General features: G+C 46.8%; 16 protein-coding genes. 10 read left to right on the forward strand and 6 right to left on the reverse strand.

Annotated features, from left to right (window positions below):
• Positions 1 to 65: 65 nt before the first annotated feature.
• Genes purH through dusB form a run of 3 tightly spaced genes read right to left on the reverse strand, consistent with a single transcriptional unit; the run spans position 66 to position 3,519 of the window.
• Entirely contained in the window at positions 66 to 1,589 is a 1,524-nt protein-coding gene (purH, locus tag HRU69_02415; GenBank protein ID QOI96402.1) for a bifunctional phosphoribosylaminoimidazolecarboxamide formyltransferase/IMP cyclohydrolase, read from the reverse strand.
• A 53-nt stretch (positions 1,590 to 1,642) separates the two neighbouring features.
• On the reverse strand, positions 1,643 to 2,521 hold the full coding sequence (locus HRU69_02420; GenBank protein ID QOI96403.1) for a DMT family transporter: 879 nt from the start codon (positions 2,519 to 2,521) through the stop codon (positions 1,643 to 1,645).
• Positions 2,518 to 3,519, reverse strand: coding sequence for a tRNA dihydrouridine synthase DusB (gene dusB, locus HRU69_02425; protein QOI96404.1), 1,002 nt, complete (start codon positions 3,517 to 3,519; stop codon positions 2,518 to 2,520). The genes HRU69_02420 and dusB overlap by 4 nt, the downstream gene beginning before the upstream one ends.
• A gap of 73 nt (positions 3,520 to 3,592) precedes the next feature.
• Here dusB and HRU69_02430 point away from each other — a divergent pair, with 73 nt between their 5' ends.
• From HRU69_02430 to HRU69_02450, 5 genes are all read left to right on the forward strand, one after another.
• Positions 3,593 to 4,525 (forward strand): CPBP family intramembrane metalloprotease, encoded by a 933-nt coding sequence (locus HRU69_02430; protein ID QOI96405.1) that lies wholly within the window; start codon positions 3,593 to 3,595, stop codon positions 4,523 to 4,525.
• Positions 4,522 to 5,352 (forward strand): phosphatidate cytidylyltransferase, encoded by an 831-nt coding sequence (locus HRU69_02435; GenBank protein ID QOI96406.1) that lies wholly within the window; start codon positions 4,522 to 4,524, stop codon positions 5,350 to 5,352. Before HRU69_02430 ends, HRU69_02435 begins: the two co-directional genes overlap by 4 nt.
• Before the next feature lie 105 nt (positions 5,353 to 5,457).
• Positions 5,458 to 6,732 (forward strand): Glu/Leu/Phe/Val dehydrogenase, encoded by a 1,275-nt coding sequence (locus HRU69_02440; protein ID QOI96407.1) that lies wholly within the window; start codon positions 5,458 to 5,460, stop codon positions 6,730 to 6,732.
• Positions 6,733 to 6,741: 9 nt separating this feature from the next.
• A complete protein-coding gene (locus HRU69_02445; protein ID QOI96408.1) occupies positions 6,742 to 7,398 on the forward strand; it encodes a phosphatidylserine decarboxylase family protein in 657 nt (218 codons plus the stop codon).
• A gap of 159 nt (positions 7,399 to 7,557) precedes the next feature.
• Entirely contained in the window at positions 7,558 to 8,673 is a 1,116-nt protein-coding gene (locus HRU69_02450; protein QOI96409.1) for an acyl-CoA desaturase, read from the forward strand.
• Here the strand turns inward: HRU69_02450 and HRU69_02455 are convergent.
• The 3 genes from HRU69_02455 to mltG are packed head-to-tail and all read right to left on the reverse strand — an operon-like array spanning position 8,670 to position 11,100.
• Positions 8,670 to 9,647, reverse strand: coding sequence for a YihY/virulence factor BrkB family protein (locus tag HRU69_02455; protein QOI96410.1), 978 nt, complete (start codon positions 9,645 to 9,647; stop codon positions 8,670 to 8,672). The two genes, HRU69_02450 and HRU69_02455, sit on opposite strands and share 4 nt — an antisense overlap.
• The gene (locus HRU69_02460) at positions 9,647 to 10,051 is read right to left on the reverse strand and encodes an acyl-CoA thioesterase (protein ID QOI96411.1); all 405 of its coding nucleotides are present in this window, start codon (positions 10,049 to 10,051) and stop codon (positions 9,647 to 9,649) included. Before HRU69_02460 ends, HRU69_02455 begins: the two co-directional genes overlap by 1 nt.
• Positions 10,051 to 11,100, reverse strand: coding sequence for an endolytic transglycosylase MltG (gene mltG, locus HRU69_02465; GenBank protein ID QOI96412.1), 1,050 nt, complete (start codon positions 11,098 to 11,100; stop codon positions 10,051 to 10,053). Before mltG ends, HRU69_02460 begins: the two co-directional genes overlap by 1 nt.
• A gap of 77 nt (positions 11,101 to 11,177) precedes the next feature.
• On the opposite strand from mltG, the gene HRU69_02470 reads away from it, so the two are divergent.
• The 5 genes from HRU69_02470 to HRU69_02490 all read left to right on the forward strand — a co-directional run bounded on the left by HRU69_02470 (position 11,178) and on the right by HRU69_02490 (position 17,860).
• Positions 11,178 to 11,801 (forward strand): threonylcarbamoyl-AMP synthase, encoded by a 624-nt coding sequence (locus HRU69_02470; protein QOI96413.1) that lies wholly within the window; start codon positions 11,178 to 11,180, stop codon positions 11,799 to 11,801.
• Between the two features lie 12 nt (positions 11,802 to 11,813).
• Positions 11,814 to 12,446: a WbqC family protein gene (locus HRU69_02475; protein QOI96414.1), complete on the forward strand. Its 633-nt coding sequence runs from the start codon at positions 11,814 to 11,816 to the stop codon at positions 12,444 to 12,446.
• A gap of 135 nt (positions 12,447 to 12,581) precedes the next feature.
• Positions 12,582 to 15,113: an ATP-dependent Clp protease ATP-binding subunit gene (locus HRU69_02480; GenBank protein QOI96415.1), complete on the forward strand. Its 2,532-nt coding sequence runs from the start codon at positions 12,582 to 12,584 to the stop codon at positions 15,111 to 15,113.
• Positions 15,114 to 15,247: 134 nt separating this feature from the next.
• Positions 15,248 to 16,330 (forward strand): hypothetical protein, encoded by a 1,083-nt coding sequence (locus HRU69_02485; protein QOI96416.1) that lies wholly within the window; start codon positions 15,248 to 15,250, stop codon positions 16,328 to 16,330.
• A gap of 183 nt (positions 16,331 to 16,513) precedes the next feature.
• On the forward strand, positions 16,514 to 17,860 hold the full coding sequence (locus tag HRU69_02490) for a T9SS type A sorting domain-containing protein (protein ID QOI96417.1): 1,347 nt from the start codon (positions 16,514 to 16,516) through the stop codon (positions 17,858 to 17,860).
• Positions 17,861 to 17,922: the final 62 nt, after the last annotated feature.

Raw genomic sequence — 17,922 nt, forward strand, 5'->3', positions numbered from 1 at the left:
GGGCTGAATTTACCAAAATATTGTGTTGAACCTCTTTACCCGTAATATTTTGGATGTTTTTACCTTCAATGCTTAAAGTGCCGGGTGCCGGTAAACACCATGGCCATGTGGTGCGCATCGCAGTAATCAATCGAGTCCTGGTCGCGCACCGAGCCACCCGGTTGAATAACGGCCGTGATACCGGCCAGGTGTGCCAGTTCAACACAATCAGCAAACGGAAAGAATGCATCGGATGCCATCACCGCACCGTTCAAATCAAACCCAAACGATCGGGCCTTTTCAATGGCCTGCTTCAGTGCATCTACGCGCGAGGTTTGCCCGACTCCGCTGGCCAGCAACTGGCCATCAACTGCCAGCACAATGGTGTTTGATTTGGTGTGCTTGGCAATTTTTGCTGCAAAAAGCAGGGCATTGGTTTCCTGCCCGGTGGGCGCGCGTTTTGTTACAGCTATGAGGTCGGCAACGGTGTCAGTTTTCGAATCCACGTCCTGCTCAATAACTCCATTGAGCAAACTTTTGAATTGTTTGGTTTCGTTCAGTAGTTTTTTCTGCACCAATATCATCCGGTTCTTTTTGCTTTTAAGCAACTCAAGCGCTGCAGCATCATAGCCGGGCGCTATAAGGATTTCGAAAAAGAGTTTATTGATTTCCTCAGCTGCTTCTTTATCCACCGGCCGGTTGGTTGCCAGCACACCTCCGAAGGCCGAAGTGGTATCGGCCTGGTAGGCCTTCAGGTACGCTTCTTTAACAGTTCTGGCGGTGGCCACTCCGCAGGCATTGGTATGTTTTATGATTACAAAGGCTGGTCCATTGTTAAATTCCTGAACGAGGTTCAGCGCAGCATCTGCATCAACCAGGTTGTTATAGGATAATTCCTTGCCGTGAAGTTGTTCGATAAGTTCTTCAAGGCGGCCATAAAAACGGCCCTGTTGGTGCGGGTTTTCTCCGTAGCGCAGCACCCGGCCGGTGCGGATGCTTTTCTTGAATGAAGGTATTTGCTGCTCTGAATTAAACCACGAGAAGATGGCCGCATCGTAATGCGAAGTAACATCAAAGGCTAAAGCTGCAAAATGCTTACGGTCGTTCAGCTCGGATGTACAATTCTTATCACGAAGCAGGCGTGCCAATTCACCATACTGCTCGCGCGAAGCAACGATAAGTACATCGTTGAAATTCTTTGCGGCACCGCGGATAAGGGAAATGCCACCGATGTCAATTTTCTCGATGATTTCATCTTTGCGGCCGCCTGCAGCAACGGTTTCTTCAAACGGATAGAGATCAACAATAACCAAATCAATCGGCTTGATGCCAAATTCAGCTGCCTGCTTTACATCTTCCGTCTGTTCGCGCCTGTACAGAATGCCGCCAAATACAGCGGGGTGCAGGGTTTTAACGCGCCCACCGAATACTGAAGGATAACCGGTTAGCGTTTCGACCGGTGTTACCGGATAGCCCAGTTTTTCAATTAATTGCTGTGTACCCCCTGTTGATACCAGCTCAACGCCCGCTTTACCGAGCAACTGAATAATCGACTCAAGGTTATCTTTATGGTAAACAGAAATAAGGGCACGGGTAATTTTTCGCTGCATGGTTCAGGTAATGAAGGCGCAAAGGTAGGGGAACAGCCTGAACTGAAAAAAAACTACCTGCGGTTAGCCAGGTAAACGCCACCAATAATTGCAGCCATGCCAATAAAGTGCCCCGCATAAAGCCGTTCGCCATCCAGCACACCCCACATTACAGCCACAATGGGCATTACATAGGTTACCGAACTGGCAAACAACGGGGTGCTTATTTTTACCAGGCGGTTAAACAGAAACGTAGCAGTGGCCGTACTCATAATACCCAGCAATACCGTATAGCCAAACGCTGCCCAGGCACCCGGATGCTGAACAAACTTTTCGGTAAAACTGGTGAAACCAAAAAGGTAAATGAGTGCTAAAGGACCCAGCAGCAACAAGGCCACGCTGGTGATAGTCATCGGGCTCAGATCGGCTATTTTGAACTTGATGAAATTCAGGTTCGATCCGTAGAGAATGCAGGAGAAAACAATCAGCAAAGCATACAGATTTATCCCTTCTACTTTTCCGCCCACGCGCGCGAGCATCAGCATAAACGTACCGCCAAAACCTAGTATAATACCGAAAACGGCAACGGGCCTGAACCGCTGCTGAAAAAGCATCGCCCCGATAATCATCGTAAAGATGGGCGTAAGGGTATTGAGTATGCCGGCAACGGAGCTATCCAGGCGGGTTTGGGCAACGGCAAACAGAAAGGCCGGGATGAAAATGCCCATCATCCCCGAGAGCAGCAGTTTTCCAAAATGCTTAATCCGTAAATTTTTAAGCCGGTAAAGCGCTGCCGGCAATAAAAACAAGGCCGCAGCCGAAACCCGGATGGCTCCTACCTCATCCGGTTTAAAAACCTTTAAGCCCTGTTTGATTAGAATGAATGAGGTACCCCAGATGAGCGAAAGCACAATCAGCAAAACAATGGCTTTACTCCTTGCGCTGTCGCTCATGCTACAGGGTTAAACTCATTTGCAGCAAACACCTCTACGATTTCATCTAAAATAGAAAACAACTCTTCCACAGAAACCGCATTTACCAACCGTGTTCGATACAGTTTAAATTCGGGGATGCCTTTAAAATAGTTGGTGTAATGCCTGCGCATTTCAAACACACCGGTTCGCTGGCCCTTCCATCGAATTGAAAATTCAAGATGGCTGCGCACCACAGAAACCCGCTCGGCAACATCGGGCGAAGGAAGTACCTCGCCATGTGCCAGGTAATGCTTAATTTCATTAAAAATCCAGGGATAGCCGATGGCCGCCCGCCCAATCATCAGGCCATCCACGCCATACCGGTTTTTGTATTCCAGTGCTTTTTGTGGCGAATCAATATCACCATTGCCGAAGATGGGGATGGTTAGCCGCGGATTCTCTTTCAGTTTTCCAATCAATGTCCAGTCGGCCTGGCCTTTGTACATCTGCACACGCGTGCGGCCGTGCACGGTTAACGCCTGCACGCCTACATCCTGCAATCGTTCGGCTACTTCCAGAATATTTTTTGTGTTGTCGTCCCAGCCCAGGCGTGTTTTTACCGTAACCGGCAGGTGGGTGGCTTTTACCACCGCCTCCGTCATGCGCACCATTTTGGGTACATCCTGAAGCAACGCGGCTCCTGCACCGCGGCAGGCTACGTTTTTTACAGGACAGCCGTAGTTTATATCGATCAAATCGGGATTAGCAGTTGTGGCAATTTCAGCAGATTGCACCATGTGTTCGATGTTACTGCCAAACAACTGTATGCCGATGAGCCGCTCGTACTCGAACACATCCAGTTTTTGTTTGCTTTTGGCGGCATCGCGGATGAGACCCTCGGACGAAATGAACTCGGTATACATCAGGTCGGCCCCGTTGGCCTTGCACACGGCACGAAAGGGCGGATCGCTCACATCTTCCATCGGGGCAAGCAACAACGGAAATTCACCGGCTTCAATTGAACCAATGTGCACCATTTAACAGGTAATCAAAACCACAAAGGTAAGGGATATTAGCACGATTTGCAGATTTTGCATTAGCATTGCAGGCATGAACACCAACCCGATTTCAGACCGCCACCCGGCAGCGTCCTTAATTTATATACTTTTCGTTGTGGCTATCGGCTTCCTTATTATTGGTCCATCATTGGGGTTACTTCTTGCGTCACCGTTTTATGATGGCGATTTGTTCAGCGAGTTCACCGGCATTTTATATAATCAATCAAATCCACAACTCTTTACCGCCCTGATGATTGTTCAGGGAACGGCCGGAATCATCGGATTGATTGTGTTGCCGCTGTTGTACCTGAACGCTATTGAACACAAATCTATTCGTGTGTTGTTCCGGAAAGAGGCGAACCTGCCGATGATAATAATTATGCTGACGGCCATCGGCACCTGCTTTACCATTGCCATCTCACCGGTTATTGAATGGAATATGAACCTGGATTTTCCGGATTTCCTCAGCGGATTTGAACGGTGGGCAAAGCAGAAGGAAAATGAATTGATGGAAGTAACACGCTTTCTGACTACCTTCTCATCTCCCACCGACTTCCTTATCGGGTTGTTTGTTGTGGCCGTCATACCGGGTATCGGAGAAGAACTTGTTTTTCGGGGCTTTGTTCAAAACGAACTGCACCGCGGCACCAACAGTATTCACGTTGCCATTTGGGTTTCGGCTTTTTTGTTCAGCGCCATGCACATGCAGTTCTTCGGTTTTATGCCCCGCATGCTGCTGGGCGCCTTGTTCGGTTACCTGTATTATTGGTCGGGCAACCTGCTTATACCCATGCTGGCCCACTTTTTTCATAACGGATTGACGTTGGCGCTCCTATATACTTACCAACGGGGTATAACAACGTTGGACCCGGAGAGCAACGAAGCAGCCCCACTGCCCCTGGTACTGGGTTGTGTAGCGGCAGTTGTTGGACTTTTGTATTATTTCAGAAAACTTTACCAGGTAAATAACCATCCGCCAAGTTGATACAGGCCCTATCCCGATACACCAACCTTACCCAACGGCTGATTACCGGCCTGGCCGGTGCAGCGGTTATCATTACCTGCACTGTTTTAGGTGAGTGGACTTACTTTGCGGTGTTTACCATCATCTGTTTTTTTTCACTGCTTGAGTTTTACAAGCTGGCCGGGCTTGACGGCATGATTCCCCAAAAATCAATCGGCATCATCAGCGGCATGTCGGTTTTTGTTCTATCATTTCTTATTGAACAGCATACGCTGAGCTACCGGTATTACTACCTGCTGTTTCCGTTTATTTCAATAACCTATCTGATTAAACTGTATAAGAAATCGGAAAAAAAACCATTCACCAACATCGCCTTTACTTTTCTGGGTATTTTTTACGTGGCCGTACCGATTGCTTTGCTGAATCATGCCGTATTTGAAGCCGGGTATTACAACTACGAAATCATATTGGGTTCGTTGCTGATATTGTGGGCCAGCGACTCAGGAGCATATTTTGCCGGAACCAGGTTTGGAAAACACAAACTATTTGAGCGCATCTCGCCAAAAAAATCGTGGGAAGGTTTCTGGGGCGGGGCCTTGCTGGCAGCGGTAATGACTTTTGTGCTGAGTTTATACTTTACGTCACTGACTATTGTTGACTGGCTCGTAATAGGCCTGATCATCATTATTGGCGGCACGTTTGGCGACCTGGTGGAGTCGTTGTTGAAACGGAGCATCGAAATAAAAGATTCCGGTACCAGCCTGCCCGGGCATGGCGGCTTTTTAGACCGGTTTGACGGCCTGCTCATTTCAGCACCTTTTATTGCCGCTTACCTGGAGGTTTTCTGACCTGGTGTATCGCAAACCGGTCGAACGGAAATTGCTTATCTTTGCCCGCCAATTCTGTGATTAACCCACAGAATTTCATTTGCTGCATCAAAATTTAACATCCTTATGGCATACGTTGAACCGGCTCCTTTAACCAACAAGGAGAATCCGTTTGAGGCGATGATGTCGAGATTCCATGTAGCCTCGCAAAAACTGGGACTCGAAGAAGAAGTTTACAATGTACTCAAATCACCCACCAAACAGGTAATTGTTTCACTGCCCATTACCATGGATGATGGCAGCATCCGGGTGTTTGAAGGATACCGCGTTGTTCACTCCAACATTTTAGGTCCTTCAAAAGGAGGAATCCGCTACGATCCGCATGTAAACCTGGATGAAGTAAAAGCCTTAGCCGCCTGGATGACCTGGAAATGTGCCGTGGTGGATATCCCCTATGGCGGAGCCAAAGGCGGCATTACCTGCAACCCGCGCGAAATGTCGGCCGGTGAAATTGAACGCCTTACCCGCGCGTACACCAGCGCGATGATCGATATCTTCGGCCCTGACCGCGACATCCCAGCACCTGACATGGGTACAGGCCCGCGCGAAATGGCCTGGCTGATGGACGAATATTCAAAAACGCAGGGCATGACTGTAAACGCAGTAGTTACCGGAAAGCCAATTGTACTGGGCGGTTCGCTTGGCCGCACCGAGGCTACCGGCCGCGGAGTGATGGTAAGCACACTTGCCGCCATGGAAAAAATGAAGATCAATCCGTACAAAGCCACCTGTGCCGTGCAGGGCTTTGGCAATGTAGGCTCATGGGCCGCCCGGCTGCTGGCCGAACGGGGCCTGATTGTGCAGGCCATCAGCGATGTGTCGGCAGCGTACTATAATGAAAAAGGCATTGATGTTGAGGCTGCCGTAAAACACAGCCAGGCCAATAAAGGATCATTAACCGGATTTACCGGTGGTGAAAAGATAAACCGCGATGACATTCTTACCCTGCCGGTGGATGTGCTGGTGCCGGCCGCTACCGAAGACGTGATTACCGCAACAAACGCTCCACACATTAAAGCCAAACTGATTGTAGAAGGAGCCAACGGCCCGACCTCTTCTAAAGCCGACAGCATTATTCATGAAAAAGGTATTGCCGTAGTGCCGGATATCCTGGCCAATGCCGGTGGTGTTACCGTATCGTATTTTGAGTGGGTACAAAACCGACTGGGCTATAAATGGGAGGCCGAACGCGTGAACCGCAGAAGCGACCGCATTATGAAAGATGCCTTTCAGAATGTTTACAAAACCGCTATGGAATATAAGGTGTCGATGCGCATTGCAGCCTACATGGTGGCCATTGATAAGGTAGCCAAAACCTATAAGTACCGGGGTGGATTCTAAATCAATACAATGACCATTCACAAAGAAGGAAGGACGATTCTTTTTGTAGTGCTGGTTGCACTGGTAGGTATTATCTGGGCATTCGATTATTTTTTCCCGGACCAGCAGGTACTTCGAAACATAGTTATTGGTGTGAGTTTGATTTTTTACCTGCTCATTCTGCAGTTCTTCCGTCATCCGTCAATCGCCATCGAAAAAAATCCGCAGCACATTCTGGCTCCGGCCGATGGCAAAGTGGTGGTTATTGAAGAGGCCGATGAACCCGAATACCTGAAGCAAAGGTGCAAACAGGTTTCGATTTTTATGTCGCCCGTCAACGTGCATGTTAACCGCATGCCGGCAGGCGGAACGATATCCTACTACCGCTACCATGCCGGCAAATACCTGGTGGCCTGGCATCCTAAGTCGAGTACGGAGAATGAACGCACCACAGTGGTAGTAAAAACCGATAACGGAACCGAGATACTCTTTCGTCAGATTGCCGGTGCGCTGGCCCGCAGAATTAAATGCTATGTTAATGAAGGGCAGAAACTGGAGCAAGGCCAGGAGTTTGGCTTCATTAAATTCGGTTCACGTGTGGATATTTTTCTTCCGACCCACGCTGAGGTTTGCGTTAACGTTGGCCAGAAGACCACCGGTGGCAGAACCATCATCGCCCGAATCTGACCATTTTAACCAACGAACCCGCGTTAGGAGCCTTTTCTAAAATAAAAGGGCTTAATCTCCTTATTAGTGCGATCGTCTGCGTACATTTGAAAGATAGCCTTATTGTGAGTTTTGACAAACTTCGCTCTCAGGCTTTGTTAACCCTAAATTCAAAAACCTATGAGCCGCGCGGCCAATCTGAAATTTCCACATACCAAACAGGATTTTTTCGTTTCATTAAATCAACGGGTAAATCAGTATTTCAAAAGCCACAACATCAGCCGGAATGCCAATACAGAAATGGTTGTGAAAACCATTTTTATGTTTATGCTGTACTTCATCCCATACGGCATCATCCTCAGCGGAGCCATCACCAATGTTTGGATTTTGCTTGCTCTTTGCCTGGTAATGGGCATGGGCCTGGCCGGCATCGGCCTGTCGGTTATGCACGATGCCAACCACGGGGCCTACTCAAAAAAAGCCTGGGTTAATAACCTGATCGGGTATTCATTAAATATCATTGGCGGCCACGCATTCAACTGGAAGATCCAACACAACGTATTGCATCATACTTACACCAATGTGCACGATGCCGATGAAGACATCAGTCCGCGGGGCGTAATGCGCATGGCTCCGGAGTCACCCTGGAAACCCGCGCATCGCTTTCAGCATATTTACGCATGGTTTCTGTATTGCCTGCTTACCCTGGTGTGGGTTTTCGTAAAAGATTTTGCCCGGCTGGTAAAATACCAGCGTGAGGGATTGGTAAAAAAGCAACACGCTTCCATAACCCGCGAGTGGATAATAATGGTGACCACAAAAGTGTTGTACCTCGGCTACATTGTAGTTTTACCGGCCATTCTATTGCCGCTGGCCTGGTGGCAGGTGCTCATCGGATTTGTAGCAATGCATGCCGTGTCGGGATTTATTTTGTCGGTTATTTTTCAGCCTGCCCACGTGGTTGACGGCACCGAATACCCCGAGCCCGACCACCAGGGTGTGCTTGAAAATACCTGGGCTGTTCATCAATTAAGAACTACCACCAATTTTGCCAACAGGAACAAAATTTTATCGTGGTACGTGGGCGGGCTGAATTTTCAGATTGAGCACCACCTGTTTCCTAACGTGTGTCATGTACACTACCGTAAGTTAGCGCCCATTGTAGAACAAACGGCCCGTGAGTTCAATCTTCCTTACAAAACCATTCCTACATTCATGGGTGCCATGGCCGGGCACGCGCGCCTGCTGAAGAAACTGGGGCAACAGCCAGCCATGATGATTGCCGGCAAGGATTAATTGTTTTTTTTAAACCTGCGCCCGTGCCAGAGGGCCTGCATACGGGCGGCATCATGAATGCTGGCGTTTAATTCGTACCCTACCAGCAATACAATGGTAATGAGTTGTATCCAAATCATCAGCGCGATGAGTACCCCGATTGAACCATATACTTTGTTGTACGTTCCGAAGTGGGTAATATAATAAGAGAACCCGTACGAGATAAGCAGAATAAACAGTGTTGCCAGAAACGAACCAATTGAAAAAAACCGCCAGTTGTAGTGAATGGCCGGCCCAAAGTAATAAATGGTGGATACGGCCAGAAAGAATACGATGAAGATGACCATGAACCGCAACGCAAACAGCAGGTACACATTTACATTACTCATCCATACAAATTCGCCCAGGTTGCTTTGCACGTAATTAAGCACCAGTTGCCCGACAACCAGCAGGATGATCGCGAGGAACAATACAAAAGCCAGGTTAACGGTTAGGCCCGTGGCGATAAGCCGCATTTTAATGGCTCCCCGCCTGTCGTCTGTTTTGTAGCACGCATTAAAGGCACCCATCAGCGCCATCATGCCGTTAGTAGCCAGGTAAAGCGAGAACAAGAACCCGAATGTTAACAGGCCACCACGCTGGTTACTCACAATATCCAGCACCGTTGAGGAAATCACATCGTACATACTGGCCGGCAGCATCTGCTCCAGAAACTGCATAATGCTTTGCGTGTTTACTTCGGGTACTACCGTTGTAACGTATGGGATAAGAGTAAACAGAAAAATAACGGCCGGGAAAATAGCCAGAATAAAATTGAACGCCACCCCATTGGCACGCCCCACTATCTCATCCTGCATCAGGTTGCGCGTAAACAACTTAATGATTTTATACAGCGATACATTATCCCATCGCTTAAACCGGATTTTGCGCATCCAGTTAACAAGCACTTGTGCGGGCGTCCACTTAAACAGGTATCGTCTGTATTTATACTTCATCAGAAAAACGGATCAAGCACATCCATCATAGGTTTTGGCGGACGCACCGGCCGACTGGTTTTCTGATCAAGAAACGCCAGCACCGTTTCGCCCTGGTTTATCAGCTTACCCTGTTCGTTAAATATTTCATATTCAAATTTCATACGTACTGTCGGCTTCTCGCGGATGGTCGTTACTATCCGTAGCAACTCATCATATTTACCGGGCGCCAGAAAACGCGTGTGGTTTTCCAGTACCGGCATAATGATGCCCATCGCTTCAATTTCGCGGTACGTGAGGCCAAGCTTCCGCAACGCCTCTACACGTGCCACTTCATAATACATCGCGTAATACCCATAGTAAACGTACCCCATCTGGTCCGTTTCTCCATAGCGTACACGTACTGTGGTTTCCGATTGATACATTACTTTTTTAATTGAGCCCGGGCCTTTCGCTGCTCGCGCGAAAGCGCCTGCTGATACCGCTGGGCGTTGCGGTTATGTTCTGTAAGATTGGAAGTAAAATGATGATAGCCCGAAAAATCTTCTCGGGCACACATATATAAATAGTTACTGGGCTTGTAGTTAAGCACCGCATCGATAGATGAAATCTCTGGCATGTTAATAGGCCCCGGAGGGAGTCCACGATATTTGTAAGTATTGTATGGAGAGTCGACTTCTTTATGTTCATTCAATACCCGCTTCAGCGTAAAATCACCAACAGCAAATACCAGGGTGGGGTCAGCCTGCAAGGGGATTCCCTTCTTTAGCCGGTTGAGGTACAGGCCGGCAATTACAGGGGCCTCATCGCGCTTAACAGTCTCAGCCTGTACGATGGAAGCCAGTATGGAAACCTGAATAGGCGATAACCCGATGGCTTCCGCTTTTGCTCTCCGCTCTTCCGTCCAGAATATTTCATATTCTTCATGCATCCGCTCAATCAATTGCGTTGGTGTTACGTTGTAATACACTTCGTACGTGTTGGGGATGAACATGGCAAGGATATTATCCTTTGTAAATCCATACGGATTGCTCATGGCAAACCGAATCAGTTCGGCTTCAAATTCTTCCGGTCGTATGCCGATGGTGCGTGTGATTTTCTGGGCCAGGTCGGGCAGTAACCGTACGTTGTTAAAGGTTATGGTTACCGGTTCCTGTTTACCCAGCCGCAGAAACCGGATGGTCTCCAGGTTGTTCATGTTGCTGTGCAACACATAACGCCCGGGTTTTACCTTGCGGTCATACTCCATGATGCGGGCCAGAAAACTAAACGACATTAAATCCTGCACGTAGCCGCCATCGTGCAGCAACTTTTGAACCGTCTCAAAGGTGGCATCATTGGGTATAATCAGCAGTTGACTTTCTTTCCCAACCAGGATGTTCGGAGTATAGCAAATCTGGTAAACGTAAAATGTAAACGTAATCAGCAGAACCGACAACACCAGGAATACAAACAGTTTACGGGCGCCTTTCATAACAATATGTGAACATCAAAAATACAAAAATCGCTACACGTGGTGGTGTACGCAGCTAAGCTGTGTATATTAACGCCATGCCTGCCGAACTTTTAAAAATCCATCCGCTTAATCCGGAAGGAAGAAAAATAAACCGGGTAACTGACGTACTCCGCAGCGGGGGTATCGTTGTTTATCCGACTGATACGGTTTACGGCATCGGGTGCGATTTGAAAAACCGCAGGGCGGTTGAACGGTTGTGCCGGATACTGGACATCAGGCCCCAGAAACTTAACCTGTCATTCATCTGCCGGGATTTGAGTGAGGTATCCGCATACGTAAAGCGCATTGATACACCCGTGTTTAAAATACTCAAGAAATCGCTTCCCGGACCCTACACCTTTATTTTTGAATCGAGTACCAGTGTACCGAAAATTCTCGATGTCAATAAAAAAACTGTAGGCATACGCATCCCTGATCATGCCATTCCTTTTGCTATCGTTACTGAACTTGGTAACCCGTTGATTACCGCCTCGATTAAAGATGATGACCACATTAAAGAATACACAACCGATCCGGAAGAAATTTTTGAAGAGGTTAAAAAAGTGGTCGACCTGGTAATTGATGGCGGGGCGGGCGGCAATATACCATCAACCGTTATCGACTGCACCGGTAACGAGCCCCGGCTGATTCGCCAGGGCCTTGGCGAAAATCCATTGTGAAAGCCAAATGCCATGCCTGCCAAGCGTTGCCTCATTGAACTTCACTACCTGCCCTCCCTGGCGTGGTTTGCAGCCGTTTCCGGGTATGATGAAGTTATCATTGAGAAACATGAACATTATGTAAAACAAACATACCGCAACCGGTGCTACATTCGTGGTGCAAACCGTGTTGAAAAACTGATTATCCCGCTTACCTCAAAAAGTAATCACACACGGATTGCCGATTTGCGCATTGATTACTCCCAAAAGTGGTTGAACAACCATTGGCGTTCCATTGAATCGGCTTATCGGAACGCACCTTATTTTGATCATTATGCCGATGATTTGTCTCATGCCCTCTTTAGCGGGACGTCATTTCTTTATGAATTGAATAACCGACTGCTCGAAGTATGTCTGAAGTTGCTTAACCTGAAAGTAACACTAAAGGAAAGTTCGCAATACGAAAAAACAGTTCAGCCCGGTACGCATGATTTACGCAACCAGATAAGCCCCAAACATTCCGGCCTTGAAAAGTTTATCAAACCGGTTGCCTACACCCAGGTGTTTGGTAATACCTTCATGCCTAACCTGAGCATTATCGACCTGCTTTTCTGTACCGGGCCGGAATCCCTCGCCTACATTAAAACCGCCCGCATCAGCGAATGAACAAAACGGCAGTCAATTACGTTTTCACCTTCATAAAACCTGTTTTCTTTTTCTAAACCGGGCACCTGGAAAACCCCCTGAAAAAATCCGGTCGAAAAAGTTTACATTTACAGTAATTTCATTCACGTTTACAGTATGGAGGCAAAATTTTCGAACCGCGTTAAAGAAGTAATAAGCCTTAGCCGTGAAGAAGCACTTCGCCTGGGGCATGATTATATAGGCACCGAACATTTGTTACTGGGGCTGATTCGCGAAGGGGAGGGTGTGGCCGTAGGAGTACTTAAAAAACTGGGCGTGCCACTTAGTGACTTGCGCAGCGAAATCGAACGGGTATCGAAAGGCACCGCCACCCACGAAGTAAAAAACCTGGCCAACATACCGCTAACCAAGGCCTCTGAAAAAGTTTTAAAGATTACTTACCTCGAAGCCAAGATATTCAAAGCCCAGCTTATCGGAACAGAACATTTGCTGCTCTCCATTCTGCGCGATGCCGACAACCTGGCCACACAAATCCTGAAAAAATTTGATGTGAATTATGAAACTGTAAAAGAAATGCTTGAATACCAGCACGAAGGTCCGCAGGCCGCATCGGATACAGACGATCCGGATGAAGATTCATCAAGAATCTTCGGTGGTGGTGCCGGTTCGCAAGGCAAGGAAAAGAAAGGAACTGAAAAATCGCGCACCCCGGTACTCGATAATTTTGGCCGCGACTTAACACGACTGGCTGAAGACGGCAAACTTGATCCGATTGTCGGCCGCGAAAAAGAGATTGAGCGTGTGGCCCAGATTCTGAGCCGCAGAAAGAAAAACAACCCGATATTGATTGGCGAGCCGGGCGTTGGTAAAACCGCCATTGCCGAAGGCTTAGCCCTGCGCATTGTACAGAAAAAAGTTTCGCGTGTACTGTTTGGTAAGCGCGTTGTTACGCTCGACCTTGCTTCGCTGGTGGCCGGCACCAAGTACCGCGGCCAGTTTGAAGAACGGATGAAGGCTGTGATGAATGAACTGGAGAAATCACCGGATGTTATTTTGTTTATCGATGAACTGCATACCATCGTTGGTGCAGGCGGTGCCTCCGGCTCGCTCGATGCCTCCAACATGTTTAAGCCTGCTCTTGCCCGTGGCGAGATTCAGTGCATAGGCGCCACAACGCTTGACGAATACCGCCAGTACATTGAGAAAGACGGTGCGCTGGCGCGCAGGTTCCAGATGGTAATGGTCGATTCAACCACACCGGAAGAAACGCTGCAGATTCTGGAGAACATCAAAGACAAGTACGAAGATCACCACCACGTTACTTACACCAAAGAGGCCATTGAAGCTTGCGTAAAACTTTCCGACCGGTATATCAGCGATCGCTTCCTGCCCGATAAAGCCATTGATGTAATGGATGAGGCCGGTGCGCGTGTGCACATCAACAACATTCACGTACCGGAAGAAATCGTAAAGCTGGAAGAAGCGATTGAAGATGTGAAGAAAGAAAAGAACCGCGTGGTAAAAAGCCAGAAGTACGAAGAAGCCGCCCAACTGCGCGATAAAGAAAAGAAACTGCTCGAGCAACTGGAGATAGCCAAAGCCCGCTGGGAAGAAAAAACCCGGACTGAAAAATATACGGTTAACGAAGACAATGTGGCCGATGTGATCGCCATGATGACGGGTATCCCTACCAACCGCATTGCCCAGAAAGAAAGCAATAAACTGCTGGGCATGGCCGAAGAACTGAGCGGCAAAGTTATCGGGCAGGAAGAAGCCATAAAAAAATTAACCAAGGCCATTCAGCGTACCCGGGTTGGTTTAAAAGACCCGCGCAAACCGATCGGCTCCTTCATATTCCTTGGTCCTACGGGCGTAGGTAAAACCGAACTGGCCAAAGTGCTGGCCACTTACCTGTTCGACAAAGAAGATGCGCTCATCCGCATTGACATGAGCGAGTATATGGAAAAGTTTTCCGTATCGCGCCTGGTGGGCGCGCCTCCGGGCTATGTAGGGTACGAAGAAGGCGGCCAGCTTACCGAAAAGGTAAGACGCAAACCGTATTCAGTGGTATTGCTTGACGAGATTGAAAAAGCACACCCCGATGTATTCAACATTCTGCTGCAGGTACTGGATGACGGTATTCTTACCGATGGCCTGGGCAGGCGGGTGGACTTCCGCAACACCATCATCATCATGACGTCCAACATTGGCGTGCGCGACCTGAAAGATTTCGGAACGGGCATCGGTTTTGCGCCTTCGTCCAAGCGCGAGAATGAAGAAGAACTGATGAAGTCAACCATTCAGAATGCCTTGAAGCGGGCGTTCAGCCCCGAGTTTTTGAACCGCCTGGATGATGTAATCGTGTTCAATTCGCTGCAGCGCGAGCACATACACAAAATCATTGAGATTACGCTTAAGAAAGTATTCGACCGGATTAACACGCTGGGTTACACCGTTGAATTAACCGATAAGGCTAAAGATTTTCTTTCGGAGAAAGGCTACGACCAGCAGTTTGGCGCCCGCCCGCTGAACCGCGCCATTACCAAATACCTGGAAGATCCGGTGGCCGAAGAAATCCTGAAAGGCGAAATTGAAGAAGGCGGCACCATTGTGGCCGACCATGACGGCAAAGCGGATTCGCTTACGCTGAAGGTAAAAAAGCCCAAGGCGGCCTCGAAGAAAGAGTAACACACAACGTGTTTACAGGAAAGAAGGCGGGGCAACCCGCTTTTTTTGTGGAGGTTTGAAATATGTAAATAATTGCAATGAATATATTAGGGTGTTATAGCTCATTTTAAGACGACAACCAACGACAAGACAAAATGCCATTAAGAGCATACATAGACAATGAAGAAATCATTTCCATTGACCAAGACGAAAAACAATGGGACGATTTAAAAAAGCGACTCAAATCAAAAGAGTGCGTTTTGACATTGCCGTGTTGTAAAGAAGAAGGCTTTTTAAGAACAAGTAGTAAAGGTCTTAGACATTTTGTTCACGCAAAATCGGATAACACTTGTGATTGGAAACCAGAATCACCAGAACATTTAAGAGCAAAAATTGAAATAATTGAAGCTTGCAAAGAAAATGGGTGGAAAGCTATACCTGAATTTTCAGAGACTAATTGGCGTGCGGACGTTTTAGCAATCCAAAATGAAAAACGAATTGCATTTGAAGTTCAATGGAGCAGACAGACTTTTGAAGACACAAAGTTTCGCCAAGACAGATATAAAGAATCTAATGTTCGTGGTTGTTGGTTTTTCCGAACTGCACCAAAAGAATTAAGAGAATATGATGAACACCTAAAAGCCGACAAAGAAATTCCAGCATTCAAAATTTTCAAAGACGAGAACTCAAATATTATTGCTCAACTCAAACAGACACAACTTCCATTAAGGACTTTGGTAGACAGTTTATTAAAAAGAAGACTAAAATTTTGTGAACATATTAGACTGAAACCAAAACAGGAAGTAACAATCGTTTTCTTTGAGACAAGTTGTTGGAAGTGCCATAAACCTCAACACCTTTGGACAGTTGAACAGAATCTTGTTACGGTTTGCAATCAAGACTTTTACTTAATGGGTTCAATGTGGGACAATGACGATATTGACAAAAGTCCAAAAATATACGAAGCTGTAAAACAGTTTTTGCAGACAGAAACAGGAAAGAACTTAAAAATCGGGCAACTAAAAAAACGATATAGCAAAACAGTTCACGACAGCTATTTATCACACGGCTGCTTTTACTGTGACTCAATTTTTGGAGATTGGTTCTTAAACACAGAAAAAATGAACGGACAGAACAACCCAAACTCTTTAAGACATAAAGTAGAAATTGAATTTGGAACAACAAAAGAAGAAGGACAACACTGGTGCTATTCAGACATTGGACAATTTTGCGAATGAGAAGAAAAACGAGCTATAACACGGGTTTTGCGTCAGGCGGGGTGACGTGCAAACTTGTAGCTTTGTGCTTCTATTCAAGTCCAGTGCAGGTTGACAGTTTTGTGCTCCGAAACCCGCCCGAACGCAAAGCCCGAAAACGTTACCTGCAGGCATAAAAACACTACTTGCCTTAAAATGCAACAAATGATAACAAAACCCCTCATTAAATTTAATCTCATAATCTTAACGGGGCTATTAGTATCATCGAATTTAGCAGCACAAATTACCTGGGCAAAACATCCGACCCCTGTAGTAAGCCGAAGTGCAGTTTTCCCCGATTGGAAGGCTTTGGCAGCAGGCGATGCTTGTGTGATTAAGGATAACGATACCCTGAAAATGTGGTACGCTGGTGTGGGATGGCAAACAGCTAGCGACCCGTGTCCAAGAGTAAGAATTGGTTATGCATGGTCGTTGAATGGAATTATTTGGAATGAATATCCCGGAAATCCCATTCTAAATGTCAGTTCTGATACTTCAAAATTTGACTCTGATGGTGTAGAAACACCCACAGTTATCAAGGATTTATCGGCTCCTGCAAATCAGCGATATAAACTCTGGTATGCTGGTAGAAAAGCCAAATGCATCCCCGTTAACGACCATAAATTCGGTTATGCCTACTCTCCCGATGGAATTAATTGGACAAAATATTCAGGCAACCCTGTTCTTGTGCCGGGCAACAATTCGAGTTGGTTTAACACCTTTATTTCCAGCCCCAGTGTAGTGTTAGATGGAGGGATTTACAAAATGTGGTTCACTGCACCAGACCTTGTCTTCAATAGTCAGCCAACGGATGGGAAAAGCAACATTGGCTACGCAACATCTACTGATGGGATAAATTGGACGGTTCACCCTGCGGCTGTATTAATTGCAGGAGAGCAGATGAATTGGGATTCTGCCAGCATTGCAGAACCTTGTGTTGAAAAAATAGGGAACACATTTCATGTGTTTTATTCCGCATTAGATCAGTGGACAATAGAGAATTTTCAGGTAGGGTACGCAACATCTTCAGACGGAATTAATTGGTTGAAATCGACACAAAATCCAATTCTGCAAATTGGAACTGCAGATCAATGGGACAGATACTGGGCTTCACATCCTGCAACTATTTATGATGGAATAACTAATAAATTCAGGATGTGGTACACCGGGAGAGACACAGCAACAATAACAAGCCTTTCTGGATACTATTGGGATATTGGTTACGCAGAAAGTATGCTTATAACGGCAATTACTGAAAACAATGAAACTGAAAACCTATTGGCTATTTATCCTAACCCAGCCCGGAATTATTTGACATTGAGATTATCTGCTTTTAGCAAAAATGCCGAAATAAAAATATACAATAGTTTCGGGCAACTTGAAAACATTATTTCAAATATAAATGGTGAAATCGTTGAGATAAATACAGAAAAATTGCAGAATGGTGTATATTTTCTTGCAATAAATGATGGAGAAAAACTCTTAAATAAGAAGTTTATCATCAATAAATGATATCAGAAAAACGCCAGCAGGTAACAGCCGTTTGCCGCAATGGGGCTGACGTGGTTAAATCA

Source organism: Flammeovirgaceae bacterium (assembly GCA_015180985.1).
In the GTDB taxonomy this organism is placed as follows: Bacteria; Bacteroidota; Bacteroidia; order Cytophagales; family Cyclobacteriaceae; genus UBA2336.